Here is a 14,562-nt window from a genome sequence, read left to right as displayed (position 1 = left end):
GCTCAGAACGGCAACAGCCCGCCCGTCAGCCTGCCGCCGAGCACCAACCGGTCCAGCCAGACCAGTTGGTGCAGGCCGACAATCAGCCAGAACACGACCTGAAAGGACAGCTTTCGGGTCTTGTGCCGAAACACCTGCTGGGCCACCAGCGCACCAGGCCAGCCACCCAGCAGCTCGGTGATGTGCAGGGTGTTTTCCGGCGTACGCCAGCGGCCGGTCTCGGCGCTGCGCTTGTCCATCGCGTATTGAATAAAACTGACGATGCTGACCAGCAGGTATGCCAGCAACGGCCAGGGCAGATGCTGCTTCAGCCACAGCTGCAAGCCGCCAGCCAACGGCAGGGCGCACAGCAGAGTCAACACCCCCAACTTGAGCCCGACGCGACGCACCGGCTGTAAGCGCCGCGAGCGTGCTGCCCGCCGCCTTGGCGTCGCGCTGACGTCTGCTTTGCCGCCATTGCTGCGGGCCGCCTGAGGCTTGCGGCGAATCGCCGGACGATCCAGCGCCAACCCCTCGCCCCGCATATGCTCGGCGCGCAGACGCCCCTGAGCATCCCGTGCGCCGACAAAGCGCACCGCCATGCCGGCCACCGGCCGCGCATCGCCGCGCATCACCGAGATATGGGCAAAAACCCTCTCACTGCCGTCATCCGGCTGGATAAAACCGAAGCCCTTGGCATCGTTCCAGCTGATCAGTTTGCCGCCCTGTTCCATCCCTGCTTCTCCCTCTGGGGTCTGCTGCCAATTCGTCTGTCCACCTGTCGGCGTGGACATCATACCGATTTGCCAACGCACCTGACGCACACTTAATTGTTATGTTATAACTATTAAGTAACGAGCCAGCGCCCTTTCCTGCAGCCTGCCGCGCAGGCCGTCGCAGAGCCATCACAAGGACCAACCATGAAACACAGAACCGAAGCCGCCCGCAGCGGCTTGCTCGCGCTCGCGTTGCTGGGGAGCAACGCCTGGGCAGCACCCGCCACAACCAACCTTCCGACCATGGTGATCAGCGCCACCACCACCGAGCGCAGCACCGCCGATGCGCCGGCCAGCGTCAGCGTGGTCACGGGCAGCGAGCTGCGTAACCGCCCGGTGAACGATCTGGCCGATGCGCTGCGCAACACCGTCGGCGTTGACCTGTCAGACCTGGGTCTGGGCCGCCGCGGCGTGTCCATTCGCGGCATGGACTCCGAGCACACGTTGATGCTGATAGACGGCCAGCGCATCAACGCCTCGGCCTCGGGTATTGCCCACTCCGACTTCGAGCTGGGCTGGGTGCCGACCGAAGCCATCGAGCGGGTCGAGATCGTCCGCGGGCCGATGTCCTCGCTGTATGGCTCCGAAGCCCTTGGCGGTGTGGTCAACGTCATCACCCGCGCCGCCACCGATGAGTGGCAAGGCTCGATCAGCAGCAACGCCACCTTCACCGACAGCAGCCTGGACGGCGACGAGCGCAAGACCGGTTTCTACCTTGGCGGCCCGCTCATCGACGGCAAGCTGGGCCTCAACCTGTGGGGCGAATTCCGCCAGCGCGACGCCCTGCGCAATGCCGCCAACCCGGCCCTGAGCCAGCTGGATGAACAGGACGCGCGCACCGGCCACATCGGCCTGAGCTGGACACCCGTGGACAACCAGCGCATCGACCTGTCTGTCGATGCCGGCAACGAAGAGCAGGACGGCGACCGCAGCTCTCGCGCCAGCCCGCTGTACCAGACCCACTACGACGTCGACCGCCGGCGCTACGCGCTGTCACACAAGGGCGACTGGGACTGGGGCGACAGCCAGGTGCGGCTGTATCGATCCGAGCTGGAGCGCCGCGCCTACCGCAGCGATGGCGGCAACGCCAGCGGCCCCAACTATTTCACCGATACCGTACTCGATGGCCGCATTGGCCTGCCGCTGGGTGAGCACCACCTGCTCACCCTGGGCGCAGAAACCCGCCGCGAGGAACTGGAAGATCCGACCGTTACCCTCGACGGTCAGGCCGAGCAGGACCACTACGCCGCCTTTGCCCAGGATGAAATCTGGCTCAACGCGCAGTGGGAGCTGGTGCTCGGTGCCCGCGTTGACCGCCACCAGGACTTTGGCTGGGAGACCAGCCCGCGCGCCTACCTGATGTTCCACCCCAGCGATGCCCTGACCCTTCGCGCCGGTATAGGCCATGGCTTCAAGGCGCCCTCTCTCAAGCAGCTGTCGCCGGAATATGAATCCCGCGCCGCCATGGGCGGGCGCGGCATCATTCGTGGCAACCCCGAGCTGGAGCCGGAAACCAACCAGTCCTTCGAGCTGGGTGCCGAGCTGGACAAGGGCCGCTGGATGCTCGCCGCCACCCTGTTCCGCAACGATGTCGACAACCTGATCGAAACCATCCGCCTGCCTACCTGCGATGTGGCCGGCCGAGTCTGCCTGGAGTACGACAACATCGCCGAAGCTCGCCTGCAGGGCCTTGAGCTGAGTGGACGCATCACCCTGCTCGACCCATTGAGCCTGAGCGCCAACTACACCTATCTGGACGCCGAAAACCGAGTCACCAAGGAACGTCTTGCTGACCGCTCCCGCCACCTTGCCAACGCCAGCGTCAACTGGGATCTGACCCCGGCGCTTGGCACCCGTCTGCAAGCTGAGTACCACAGCTCGCAGTTCCGCTCGGCGCGCGAACCAGACAGCCCCGGCTACACCCTGGTCAACTGGTATCTGGACTACGCAGTGACCCGCAATCTGAGCCTGCACACCGGCATCGAAAATATCGGCAACGAGCGCCTGGCCAACGACGCCCCGGACGACTATGACCGTGTTGATCCGGGCCGCCGCTACTTCGCCGGCCTGACGGTCAGCTTCTGATGCGCTGGCATGCTCTTGTGCGCAGCAGCCTCTGCGCCCTGCTCTGGCTACTCGCCGCAGCAGTGCAAGCGCAGAGCGCCAGCGTGCTGGTGCTGCACAACAACTTTGTCTCCAGCGAGAAGTTTCAGTTGCTGCAGCGCCTGGCCACAGACAACCAGGTGCAATTGCACCACCTGAACGTCGAGCAAGCAGACGGCAGTGTCATGCAGCAGGCTGTCGGCGCCAGTACGCTGGTTGTGCTGGATGTGCCACGGCCGAGCGACCGGGCACAGGTCAGCGCGGCCATCGGCCAGCTCCAGATCACGCAGCCAACGCTGACCATTGGCGGTGGCCGGCCACTCTGGGAGCAGCTTTCCCCACGGCTGGCCGGCCCGCTGGTGGCGCTCTACGCCGCCGGTGGCGAGGCCAACTTTGCGCGCTTTTTTGCCCTAGTGGCGGCCAACCAGCGCGGCGCGGCGCTCCCCCCTGCGCTACTCGCCCCACCCGAGACATTGCCGGCCACCGGCTTCTACCACCCGCACGCGCCGCAGCTATTCAAAACGCTCGATGACTACCTCGCCTGGGCTGATCAACGCCAGCCCGCTGCCAAGGGCCGAATCGCCTTTCTGATTCATTCGGGCATGATCCGCGACATGCTGACCCGCGAGCTGGACGAGCTGGTCAGCCGCAGCGAGGCCGCTGGCCTGCAGCCCGTGCTGTTCTGGTTCGACGGCAACGCCGAGGGCGGCCTGAGCGCGTTGTTCGCCGGCCAGCCGATCGATGCGCTGGTCAACCTCACCCATATGCAGAACGGCTCAGCGCGCAGCGCCGACTTTCTCGCCCTGGACGTGCCGGTGATCCAGACCCTGCGCTTTCGTGAGGGTGAAGCGGCGGACTGGCCGGACGCGGTCAGCGGTGTCGCTACGCGCACCACGGCGGTGTTTCTGGCCGGGCCGGAAGGCTGGGGCGTGAGTGACCCGTTGGTGCTCTCGGCCAGCACCGACGGCGTGGACGACCTGCTGCCCGCGCAGGCCGATGCACTGATCGCCAAGCTGCAACGGCTGGTCGTCCTGCGCCACACGCCTCCTGCCGACAAGCAACTGGCCCTGCTGTTCTGGAACTACCCGGCCGGGGAAAAGAACCTCGGCGCCTCAAACCTGAACGTGCCGCGCAGTATCGTCTCGATACAGCAGGCACTGCGGGCCGAGGGGTATCAGGTGGGTGAGCCGGTCAGCGAGCAGCAGGTTATCGATCACGCCCAGCGCCTGCTCGGCGCCTTGTACGGCAGCGTCACGCCCGAGCAGTTGCTGGCCGAGGGGCTGGCGGTGAGCTATCCGGTTGCCGACTACCAAGTGTGGCTGGGCAGCCTGTCCGCCCGGCGCCAGCAGGCATTGGCCGCGCAAGGCCCGCCCGAGCAGCATCCGGCGGTGCGTGAGGTGAACGGCGAACCGGCGTTTGTCCTGCCGGCCTGGCAGCTCGGTCACCTGCTGCTGATGCCGCAAATGCCGCGTGGCGGCAAACCCGGCAACTATCACAGCAGCGACAGCACGCCCGACCACCGCTACCTGGCCGCCTACCGCTACCTGCAGACCCACGCCGGCACCGATGCGCGGATCCATCTGGGCACCCACGGCACGCAGGAGTGGCTACCGGGCAAGGACCGGGGCCTGGCCGCCGATGACTATCCCTGGCTGGCGGCTGGCGATTTGCCGATCGTCTACCCCTATATCCAGGACAACGTCGGCGAAGCCATTCAGGCCAAGCGCCGCGGCCGCGCAGTGATAGTCAGCCACCAGACGCCCCCCTTTGCGCCCGCCGGGCTGTACGACCAGATGCGCGACCTGCACCACCTGATCCACGAGCACGAGCAGCTGGATGAGGGTCAGGTGCGGGACACCGTGCGCGAGCAGATCCGCAGCGGCGCCATTGAGGCCAAGATGCACGCGGATCTGGGCTGGAGCGAGGAGCAGACCGCCGCTGATTTCGACGGCTTTCTGCAGGCACTGCACGATCATCTGCACGAGCTAGCACGCACTGCCATGCCGTTGGGGCTGCATACCTTCGGTCAACCGGCCAGCGCCGACCACCGCACCGTCACCCTGATGCAGCAGTTGGGCACCCCCTTCTATACCGCGCTGGGCACCGATCAGCTGGAGCTGTTTGCGGTTGAGCACGACGCGCTTCCGAAAACCCCGGCCTACCGCGCCGCTGAGCAACTGCTCGATGAGCAGGCGAGCGCTGACCTGCCCCCCGAAGTAGCCGCCTTTGCCGACCGCGCGCGCCAGCTGGATCAGCAACTGCGCGACACCGATGAAAACGAGGCACTGCTGGCCGCGCTAGCCGGTCGCTTTGTCGCGCCGGGCTCAGGGGGCGACCCGATCCGCAACCCGGATGTGCGCAGCGGCCGCAACCTCTATGCCTTCGAGGCCGACAAAATTCCGGCCCGGGCCGCCTGGGACAGCGGCGCCACCGCCTACCAGCAGTTGATCGACGCCTTCCGCGCCGAACACGACGGCGCCTGGCCCGAGAAGCTGGCCTTCAGCCTCTGGTCCTCGGAAGCCATTCGCCATCTCGGTGTGACTGAGGCGCAGGTGCTGCACGCGCTGGGGCTGCGGCCGCTCTGGGACGACGGCGGCCGGGTCACCGCGCTGGAGATCATTCCGGCCAGCGAGCTGGGCCGACCGCGCAGCGACGTAGTGGTGCAGGTCACCGGCGTCTACCGTGACCAGTTTGACCACTTTATGCGCCTGCTGGATGACGCCATCGCGCGACTGGCCGAGCTGGAGGAGCCCGGCAACCCGATTGCCGCCAACAACCGCCGCATCGCCGCCGAGCTGCAGGCCCAGGGCATGAGCGCCGAACAGGCCGCTGAAGCCGCCGGCTACCGCATCTTCGGCAACGCCCCCGGCGAATACGGCACCGGCGTGCCAGACCTGGCCATGGCCTCGACCGAATGGGACGACGACGCGGTGCTCGCCGAGCAGTTTCTTGCCAGCAACGGCTACGCCTTTGGCAGCCAGCGCTGGGGCGAGGCCAGCGGCACGACCAACCTGCTGGCAAGCCAACTGCGCGGCACCCAGGCAGCCATCATGTCGCGCTCCTCCAACCTGCATGGCGTGCTGTCTACCGATCACCCGTTCGAGTTTCTTGGCGGGTTGTCGGCGGCGGTGCGCCAGCTGGATGGCGCAGCGCCCCAGTTGCTGATCTCCGACCTGCGCAGCAGCGACGCCCGCACCACCGGCCTGGACCGTTTTCTCGCCGATGAACTGCGCGTGCGCTACCTCAATCCGCAATGGATCGAGGGTATGCAGGCCGAAGGCTACGCCGGCACGCTGGAGGTGCTGAAGGTCACCAACAACCTGTTCGGCTGGCAGGCCATGGACCCCTCCACCGTGCGCGATGACCAGTGGCAGGCGCTGTTCGATACCTACGTCAACGACAGCCGCGAGCTGGGCACCCGCGACTGGTTTGAGCAGCACAACCCGACCGCCCAGGCGCAGATCCTTGAACGCATGGCCGAGGCCATCCGCAAGGACTACTGGGACGCCTCCGAACAGACCCGTGCGCAATTGGCCGAGCGCTGGCAGCAGCTGCAGAACGACTTCGACGTGGACCCGGTGACCAGCGCCTTTATTGCCGAGCTGGCGCGCGGTGCCGGCTTTGAGGCACCCGCCAGCAGCGAGCCGGCGGCAGCGCTGCCCGAAATGCCGACTACTGCGAGCGGGGCCGCAGCAACCCAGCCGGTGCAAGGTCAGGTGCTTGAAGCCGCTGGCGCAGAGCCCGAACCGGACTACACCCACTACTGGGCGCTGGCGCTGATGCTGCTGTTGATCGGCGGCGGCGCGCTGCAGCAGGCGCGCCGCCAAGGCACTTCCTACAATCCTGAAAAGACTGACCGATATGAGCTTTTTCACCGACATTGAACATCTTTTATACGCCGTTTCGCGCCTTTTTCTCGCACCAATAATGCTGCTGATTGCCCTGGCACTGGCCTATGCGCTGGTCACCCTCGGCGCCTTTGCCGTCGAAGCCTGGCAACGCAGCCGCAACCGTCACCAGGCCGCGCTGTGGCAACAGGCCATCGCCGCCGATGGCTCGCCCGTGGCCAGCGATGATCTGGAGCTATGGATCATGCGCCGGCTGGAATGGTTGCGCGTGGTGTCGCGTACCGCCCCCATGCTCGGGCTGATCGCCACCATGATCCCCATGGGGCCGGCGCTGCTGGCCTTGGGCAACAACGATGCGCAGGCGGTCGGCCGCAATATGGTCGCCGCCTTTTCCGCCGTGATCCTCGCCCTGCTGGCCGCCAGCCTCTGTTACTTCATGCTCACCGTGCGCCGTCGCTGGCTGCTGGAAGACCTGCGCCAGCTGGAACAACAGCGCACCCGCGCAGAGGTCAGCTGATGCGCTTTCTGGATGAAGATGACGACGATCCGATGCTCTCGGTGGTCAACCTGATCGACCTGTTTCTGGTCATCATCGGCGTGCTGATGGTGGTGATCGCGCAGAACCCGCTCAACCCCTTCTCCGAGGAGCGGGTAGTGGTGGTGGAAAATCCGGGGGAGGACACCATGCGCATTACCGTCAAGGACGGCCAGGAGCTGACCCGTTACGAGTCCAGCGGGGAGATGGGTGAAGGTCAGGGCGCCCGCGCCGGCGTGACCTACCGGCTGGATGACGGGCGCATGATCTACGTGCCGGAGTAGGCAGACCGCAGCGGCGCCATATGGCGCCGCTGCACACACTCAGAAGCTGTAGCGTAGCTCGAGCTTGCCGTTGCGTGGCTCGCCAAAGGCATGTTGCTGGTAGAAGCCAATCTGGCTGTAGTACGTCTTGTCCAGCAGGTTATCCACGTTCAGCTGCAGACTGAGTTCATCGCTGAGCGCATAGCGTGCCATGACATTGACCAGTGCGTAGGAGCTCTGCTCCAGCTTCTCGCGCTGGCCCAGCGGGTTGGTGGCGATGGTGTAGTTGCCGTCTTCCCAGTTCACCCCGCCGCCCAGGGTCAGACGCCCCATACGGTAGGTGGTGAACAGGTTTGCGCTGCGCCGTGGGTAACGCGTATTGACCTTCTCCCCCTCGGCATCCTCGGCGCTGAACTGCGCCCAGCCCACCAGCAGGTTCCAGTTCTCGGTCAGGGCACCGGACACTTCGATCTCATAGCCGTCGCTGGTTGTGCCCTGCGCCGCGTAATACGCCTGCGCGATACCGCCCGGCACCACCTGGCCGATGTCCGCTTGCGCCAGGTTGTCCTGCTCGATGCGGAATACCGCCAGCGAAGCATTCAGGCGGCCGCCAAAGTACTCGGCCTTGATACCGGCCTCATAATTCTGACCTTCCAGCGGGTCCAGATAATCGCCATTGCGGTCCTGGTAGTCCTGCGGGTTGAATATCTCGGAGTAACTCACATAGGTGGAGTACTGGTCATTGATGTCATAGATCAGGCCGGCATAGGGCGTGACCTCATGCTCGTGTTCGAATTTATAGGTCGACCCGTTCCACTTCATGCCGCTGGTATCCCAGTTGCTGATGCGGCTGCCAATAATCAGCTGCAGCGGATCGGCCAGCCGCAGGCGCGCCACGGCGTAGGCGCCCAGCTGGTCGGTGTCCTGGGTGGTATACACCGCAGACGGCCCCCATTGGGGCTCAGGATAGGAGCCGTCCCACTCGTAGAAGTTACCCACCGGCGGCCTGGTCAGCGCAGCGCGACGTTTGGTGACCAGCTCCTGCTGGCTGTACATGGAGCCAACAACCAGCTCATGGTCCTGGCCGCCAACGTAGAACGGAATGGTGGCGGACAGGTCGAGGGTGTCCTGTTCGCGGCTGACGTCGTACCAGGTGGGGCTGGCATTCATACCCAGACCCGTGGCCTTGTCCGGCGCGCCGGACAGGTACAGCAGGCGCAGATCCGCCTCGTTGGTCGCTCGGCTGTATGCCCCGTACAGGCGCACACCGGAGTCAAAGGTATGCTCCAGGTTGGCGTAGTAGGTGGTCTGCGTAGAGGCCCACTCGGCCCACTCCGGGGCGGTGGTCTTGGAGGTGCTCCAGTCGGTGCGCGTGCCATCGCTGAACCAGGTCGGCAAGCCACCCCACATGGACGCGGTCGGGCTGTTCTCTTGGTAACTGGCGCCCAGATTCAGCAGCGTGCTGTCGGTCAGGTCGATACCCAGGGCGCCCAACAGCACCGACTTCTCGTTCTCCGCCAGATCGATATAGGAATCCTCTTCCAGATAACTGCCAACCACACGGCCGCGAATCTTGCCGCTGTCATGCAGGGCGCCGGACAGGTCCACTGTGCCCTGATACCGATCCCAGGAACCCACCTGGCCGCTGACAAACCCGTGCGGCTGCACACTGTCAGCGCGCTTGCGCACCATATTGATGGCGGCCGACGGGTTACCTGCACCGGTGACCAGCCCGGTGGCGCCGCGCACCACTTCCACGCGGTCATACAACAGGGTATCCATCTGCGTCTCGCCCGCAGCCCAGCCGGCGCTCCAGGTGGTCGGCACGCCGTCGACCATCAGGTTGGTGATATCAAAGCCCCGGGCGGAGAAGCCGTTGCGCGAGCTGTCGAACGCCTTGCTGGAGACCCCGGTAGTCATGTTGACCACATCGGTAATCGATTCCAGCGCCATATCGTCCATCACCTGTCGGGTGATCACCGAGACCGACTGCGGTGTCTCGCGTGGCGCCAGGGTAAGACGAGTAGCGGTGCGAGTAGCCTCGGTGGTGTAGGAGCCGGTGCCTTCGGTGACCGGCGACGCATCCGCCGATTCGGCGGTGACCGTGACCGCTTCGAGCTGGATGCGCTCCGCTTCTGCCGGGACCGCCGACTCCTGGGCCCAGACCGCAGTAGCGTGCATGGCCGCAATGCTCAAGCTGACTGTCAGCAGCGGACGGGGAAAACGATGCGAGGTTTGCAGGGATAAGCAGGACACGTCGGGAACCTCCATTTCCATGGGAACGAGGCGACGGATGCTAATGCAAATACGAATAACTCTCAACAAGTGCCATTGCGAGCAGGCAGGCGGCGTGCAGCAGAGGTCAACCTTGCCAGCTCAGCGATTCGCTGCTGCCCTCCGGGATTGACATTAAAGTTAGCTTTAAACTTAGCATGCGCTGACCAACCCGTTTGAGGAGTTCAGCATGCCTGTCTTCAGCCCGCTCACCCTGCCCAACGGCAGCCACCTGAGCAACCGTATTGCCAAAGCATCGATGGAAGAGAACATGGCCGACGCCAGCCAGGCGCCGTCAGCAGAGCTGATTACCCTGTACCGCGCCTGGGGTCAGGGTGGCAGCGGCCTGCTGCTGTCCGGCAATGTGATGGTTGACGCCCGCGCCATGACCGGGCCCGGTGGCGTGGTGCTCGATGCGCACTCCGATCTGGCGCCCTTTCGTCGCTGGGCGGCAGCCGGTCGCAGTGGTGGCGCGCAGTTCTGGCTGCAGCTGAATCATCCGGGCCGCCAGATGCAGGCCAACCTGGGCCAGCCGGTGGTGGCTCCCTCGGCTGTCGCGCTCGACATGGGTAGTGCATCGCGCCTGTTCGCCACCCCGCGCGAGCTGACCGAAAGCGATATTCAAGCGCTGATACAGCGCTTCGTGATCAGTGCCACGCGCGCTCAGCAGGCCGGGTTTGACGGTGTGCAGATCCATGCCGCCCACGGTTACCTGCTCAGCCAGTTCCTTTCGCCGTTGACCAATCGCCGCAATGACCAGCGCGGCGGCTCGCTGGCCAATCGCGCCAGCCTGCTGTTCGATATCGTCAGCGCCGTGCGCCAGGCGGTCGGGCCATCCTTCGGCGTGGGCGTCAAGATCAACTCAGCGGACTTCCAGCGCGGCGGCTTCGACGTTAACGACGCCCGCTGGGTGGTCGAGCAGCTCAACTTGCTGCCGGTGGACCTGATCGAGCTGTCCGGCGGCAGCTACGAGGCACCGGCCATGCAGGGGCAGTCGCGCGACGGCAGAACCCTGCAACGAGAGGCCTACTTCCTGGAATTTGTCCGCGATATCGCAACAGATAGCCGGGTTCCGGTCATGGTGACCGGCGGTATTCGGCGTCTGCCAGTGGCTGAGCAGGTGCTCGAAGGCGGCGCTCAGCTGGTAGGTATGGCTACCGCGCTGGCGATCGACCCTGCCCTACCCGCCCGCTGGCAGCGTGGCGAGGCCGCCGCACCCAGCCTGCGGCCAGTCACCTGGAGCAACAAGGTACTGGCCTCGCTGGCCAACATGGCGATGGTGAAATTTCAGTTACGCCGCCTGAGCCGTGGCCAGCCGAGCAACCCGCAGGTCGCACCGGGCTGGGCCCTGCTGCGTGAGCAGCTGCGCACCGCCCGCCTGACTCGGCGCTATCGCCGCTTTATGGCCAGCCGTCAGGGCTGAACACGCGGCGACCGCGATCTGAACTAGCGGCGGCTCACTGCGAACGCAGCGCCGCCGTACCGGCAATTTGCCAGAGCCGCGCCAGGTCGGCGGCGCGGGCTCTGAGCTGGTCGGCGGCCTGCTGCATGGCCTGCTCCAGACTCAACGGACCCGGCGCCAGACTGAAGGCGGCGCCGATCCCTTCCGCGTACAACCGCTGATAGCCGTCGCCCAGGCTGCCAGCCAGGGCAATCACCGGCACACCGGCGGCGCGAGCGATACGCGCGACGCCAACCGGGGTTTTGCCGTGCAGACTCTGGCCATCCAACCGGCCCTCGCCGGTTATCACCAGGTCAGCGCCCTGCACCGCCTGCGCCAGCCCGGACAACTCCGCCACCAGCTCCACCCCCGGCCGAAAGCCGGCACGCAACACCGCCCTGGCGGCAAACCCCAAGCCACCCGCCGCGCCCACGCCCGGTTGGTCACGCAGGTCTTCGCCGAGGGTAGCCGCCATCACGTCAGCATAGTGACCCAGGGCCGCATCCAGCTGCGCCACCTGCTCGGCACTGGCGCCCTTTTGTGGGCCGAACACCGCAGAGGCGCCGCGCGGGCCACACAGCGGGTTATCCACATCGGCGGCCACCATCACTTCGACCTGGGCCAGCCGGGTGTCCAGACCGGTCAGATCAATCTGTCGCAAGCGCGCCAACGCCGCGCCACCAGGTGGCAGTTCTGCGCCCTGCACATCCAGAAAGCGCACACCCAGCGCAGCAAGCAAACCGGCACCGCCATCGTTGGTGGCGCTGCCGCCAAGGCCCAGCACAATGCGCCGCACACCGGCATCCAGCGCCGCACGAATCAGCTCACCGGTGCCAAAACTACTGGCTGCCAGCACGTCTCGACGCGCCGCCTCAACCCGGTGCAGGCCACTGGCTTCAGCCATCTCGATGATCGCCTGGGCGTCCGGCAGTAGCCCCCAATGCGCCTCAACCGGATCGCCCAGAGGCCCGCTGACGCGGGTCTGCTGCAGCGTACCGCCGGTGGCGCTCAACAGCGCATCAACCGTGCCCTCACCGCCGTCGGCCATCGGGCAGAGCAGCAGTTCGGCATCGGGATAAACCCGCGCCCAGCCCGCTGCTATGGCTTGGGCAACGGCGCGGGCACTCAGGCTTTCCTTGAAGGAATCGGGGGCGATCACAACTTTCATCACAGCAGTACCAGACTCAGCAACCAGACGGTAATGATCCCGGCGATACCCTGCATCAGGGTGCCGAGGGTTTGTGCACGGTAGGCGGTGCCCACACTCATGCGGCTGAACTGGGTCACCACCCAGAAGAAGCTGTCGTTGGCGTGGGACACGGTCATCGCGCCAGCACCAATGGCCATAACGCAGAGTACGCGGCCCATTTCACTGTCCAGCCCCAGCTCCGGCAGCAGCGGTGCGACCAGTGCCGAGGTGGTGACCAGCGCCACGGTGGTCGAGCCCTGCGCCGACTTGAGCGCGGCAGACACCACAAAGGGCATGAACAGGCCGATGCCCAACGCCGACAGGGTCGCGCCCAGATAATCACCCAGCGGGGTCACCTTGAGCATCGCACCAAAGGCACCACCGGCACCGGTAATCAGCAAAATCGGTGCTGCCGCCTGAATGCCCTCAACCACGCGGTCATGAAACTCCTGACGCTTGTTGTCCGAGCGCAGCAGCGTGCAGGCCAGTGCCAGGCCGACCGCCAGCGCCACCACCGGCTGACCGAGGAAGGCCAGCAGCGTGTACACAAAGCCCTCGCCCACCGGCTTGGCCGGCAGATTGGCCAGCGTGCCCAGGCAGATCAAGCCAATCGGCAGAAAGATCGGCGCAAAGGCCTTGGTGGCGCTGGGCAGCACGCCATACTTGGCACGAATCTGCGCGTAGTCCTCGGCATCCATCACGTGGGCGCCATTGTCTTCCAGCGGGATGTCCTTGCCGATAAAGCGATTGGCCCACCACATGCCGGCAAAGGCCGTGACCAGCGATACCACCAGACCGACCAGAATCACCAGACCGAGGTTGTTCTCCAGCCCCAGATTACCGGCCGCCGCAATCGGGCCGGGGGTCGGCGGTACGAACGTATGGGAGGCATACAGACCGGTCGCCAGCGCCACGCTCATGGCGATGACGGAAATTTTCATACGTGCGGCTAGGGCATTTTTCAGCGAGTTGAGGATCACGTAACCCGAATCGCAGAACACCGGGATCGACACCAGATAGCCGATGATCGACATAGTTAGCGTCGGAAAGCGCTCGCCGAGCAGCTTGATCACGGTCTCGGCCATGGTGATCGCCGCGCCACTGCGCTCAAGGATCACACCGATGATGGTCCCCAGCACGATGACAATGCCGATGTAACCGAGAATGCCGCCAAAACCGCCGGTGATCGTCTTGACGATCTCCATGGTCGGCACCTGATAGGCGAAGCCAGCCAGCAGCGCGGCAGCTAACAGGGCTAGAAAGGGGTGTAACTTCAGACGAGAAGTCGCCAGAACAATAAACGCAATCAGCGCGACCAGAATCAGTACCAGACCCATGCTGAACTCCTTTTTATTGTGTTTGCCGCATTGGGCAGCCAGAAAGCAGCCATTGTCACCCAGCCTGCGGGACAAAAACCTTATGCTCACGCACAACAATAGACGGGAATTAACGGTTCATTATTGTTCTTCCGCCCAATGGCGGTGAGCCTAAAGTTGGGCAGATCCGCTCTGGTTGGGGGACTGTGGCGGAGAACAGGACCAGTCGGAGGACCCGCGCGAAAACTTGGAAACCATCTGTCGCAGCGAACCGGCTACAGCATGAGTGCGACGGCCAAATCAGCTTTTCGCCTTTTACGGCGAGCCAAGGGGGGCCGCTTGCCCGGCCCCCCTTAGCGATCCCCCGGGGCACCCGACTACGCGGCCCTTCGGGTTCGCTGCGTTGCTCGATTTATCGGGGAGCCACAAAACTCGGGGGCTCTGCCCCCTCAGACATCCTGTGGCTCTTTTTCCCGATAAATCTGCGCTACTCGCCCGCGTAAACGGGACGAAACCCGGTGCACACTCCACCATCCAAGTCTTTATCAGTTTGCCTGAGCGCGATAATTAGACGTATTAGCAGCCGCCTCTGGCGCAGAAGGAATCAGCAGACATAAAGCACTAGCATCCTGACAGGCACTTCCACGCAAGAGCCTAGGAGCGATCAGGTCTATTTCAGCAAGACATGACGGATGCACGGACCAACTCCCCGTTTACGCGGGCGAGTAGCACAGGGCTGGCGGGAAATAGGACGGCAGCATGTCTGAGGAGCGCAGCGACGAGTTCTGCCGGCCCCCGCCAGGCCGAGCAACGCAGCGAACCCGAAGGGCCGTGTAGT

General features: G+C 64.9%; 9 protein-coding genes. 5 read left to right on the top strand and 4 right to left on the bottom strand.

Annotated elements, in window-relative coordinates; translation table 11 throughout:
- Positions 1 to 2 precede the first annotated feature (2 nt).
- Positions 3 to 713: a DUF1294 domain-containing protein gene (locus HV822_RS08840; protein ID WP_238873492.1), complete on the bottom strand. Its 711-nt coding sequence runs from the start codon at positions 711 to 713 to the stop codon at positions 3 to 5.
- A 186-nt stretch (positions 714 to 899) separates the two neighbouring features.
- Here HV822_RS08840 and HV822_RS08835 point away from each other — a divergent pair, with 186 nt between their 5' ends.
- From HV822_RS08835 to HV822_RS08820, 4 genes are read left to right on the top strand one after another with little or no spacing between them, the layout of a single operon-like run.
- Positions 900 to 2,840 (top strand): TonB-dependent receptor domain-containing protein, encoded by a 1,941-nt coding sequence (locus HV822_RS08835; protein WP_238873491.1) that lies wholly within the window; start codon positions 900 to 902, stop codon positions 2,838 to 2,840.
- Entirely contained in the window at positions 2,840 to 6,742 is a 3,903-nt protein-coding gene (gene cobN, locus HV822_RS08830) for a cobaltochelatase subunit CobN (RefSeq protein WP_238873490.1), read from the top strand. The genes HV822_RS08835 and cobN overlap by 1 nt, the downstream gene beginning before the upstream one ends.
- Positions 6,720 to 7,223 carry a MotA/TolQ/ExbB proton channel family protein gene (locus tag HV822_RS08825; protein WP_238873489.1) on the top strand — a complete coding sequence of 168 codons (504 nt, stop codon included), beginning with the start codon at positions 6,720 to 6,722 and terminating at the stop codon, positions 7,221 to 7,223. Before cobN ends, HV822_RS08825 begins: the two co-directional genes overlap by 23 nt.
- Positions 7,223 to 7,525, top strand: a complete 303-nt coding sequence (locus tag HV822_RS08820; RefSeq protein ID WP_238873488.1) for a DUF2149 domain-containing protein — start codon at positions 7,223 to 7,225, stop codon at positions 7,523 to 7,525. The genes HV822_RS08825 and HV822_RS08820 overlap by 1 nt, the downstream gene beginning before the upstream one ends.
- 39 nt (positions 7,526 to 7,564) lie before the next feature.
- Here HV822_RS08820 and HV822_RS08815 read toward each other — a convergent pair whose 3' ends face one another.
- Complete coding sequence (locus HV822_RS08815) at positions 7,565 to 9,760, bottom strand: TonB-dependent siderophore receptor (RefSeq protein ID WP_238873487.1); 2,196 nt, start codon at positions 9,758 to 9,760, stop codon at positions 7,565 to 7,567.
- Between the two features lie 208 nt (positions 9,761 to 9,968).
- Between HV822_RS08815 and HV822_RS08810 the strand changes: the two genes are divergently transcribed.
- Positions 9,969 to 11,201, top strand: coding sequence for an NADH:flavin oxidoreductase/NADH oxidase family protein (locus HV822_RS08810; RefSeq protein ID WP_238873486.1), 1,233 nt, complete (start codon positions 9,969 to 9,971; stop codon positions 11,199 to 11,201).
- 34 nt (positions 11,202 to 11,235) lie between these two features.
- Here the strand turns inward: HV822_RS08810 and HV822_RS08805 are convergent, their stop codons facing one another.
- Positions 11,236 to 12,387 carry a glycerate kinase gene (locus tag HV822_RS08805; protein WP_238873485.1) on the bottom strand — a complete coding sequence of 384 codons (1,152 nt, stop codon included), beginning with the start codon at positions 12,385 to 12,387 and terminating at the stop codon, positions 11,236 to 11,238.
- Entirely contained in the window at positions 12,387 to 13,745 is a 1,359-nt protein-coding gene (locus tag HV822_RS08800; protein ID WP_238873484.1) for a GntP family permease, read from the bottom strand. Before HV822_RS08800 ends, HV822_RS08805 begins: the two co-directional genes overlap by 1 nt.
- Positions 13,746 to 14,562 lie beyond the last annotated feature (817 nt).

Source organism: Halopseudomonas maritima (assembly GCF_021545785.1).
Classification (GTDB): domain Bacteria; phylum Pseudomonadota; class Gammaproteobacteria; order Pseudomonadales; family Pseudomonadaceae; genus Halopseudomonas; species Halopseudomonas maritima.
This window is presented reverse-complemented; position numbering and strand designations above follow the sequence as displayed.

Bases quoted from the DNA above. Each gene is read 5' to 3' on its own strand.
- HV822_RS08825 (WP_238873489.1), top strand. From the start codon at position 6,720: ATGAGCTTTTTCACCGACATTGAACATCTTTTATACGCCGTTTCGCGC.
- HV822_RS08805 (WP_238873485.1), bottom strand. From the start codon at position 12,387: ATGAAAGTTGTGATCGCCCCCGATTCCTTCAAGGAAAGCCTGAGTGCC.
- HV822_RS08800 (WP_238873484.1), bottom strand. From the start codon at position 13,745: ATGGGTCTGGTACTGATTCTGGTCGCGCTGATTGCGTTTATTGTTCTG.
- cobN (WP_238873490.1), top strand. From the start codon at position 2,840: ATGCGCTGGCATGCTCTTGTGCGCAGCAGCCTCTGCGCCCTGCTCTGG.
- HV822_RS08835 (WP_238873491.1), top strand. From the start codon at position 900: ATGAAACACAGAACCGAAGCCGCCCGCAGCGGCTTGCTCGCGCTCGCG.
- HV822_RS08840 (WP_238873492.1), bottom strand. From the start codon at position 713: ATGGAACAGGGCGGCAAACTGATCAGCTGGAACGATGCCAAGGGCTTC.
- HV822_RS08810 (WP_238873486.1), top strand. From the start codon at position 9,969: ATGCCTGTCTTCAGCCCGCTCACCCTGCCCAACGGCAGCCACCTGAGC.
- HV822_RS08820 (WP_238873488.1), top strand. From the start codon at position 7,223: ATGCGCTTTCTGGATGAAGATGACGACGATCCGATGCTCTCGGTGGTC.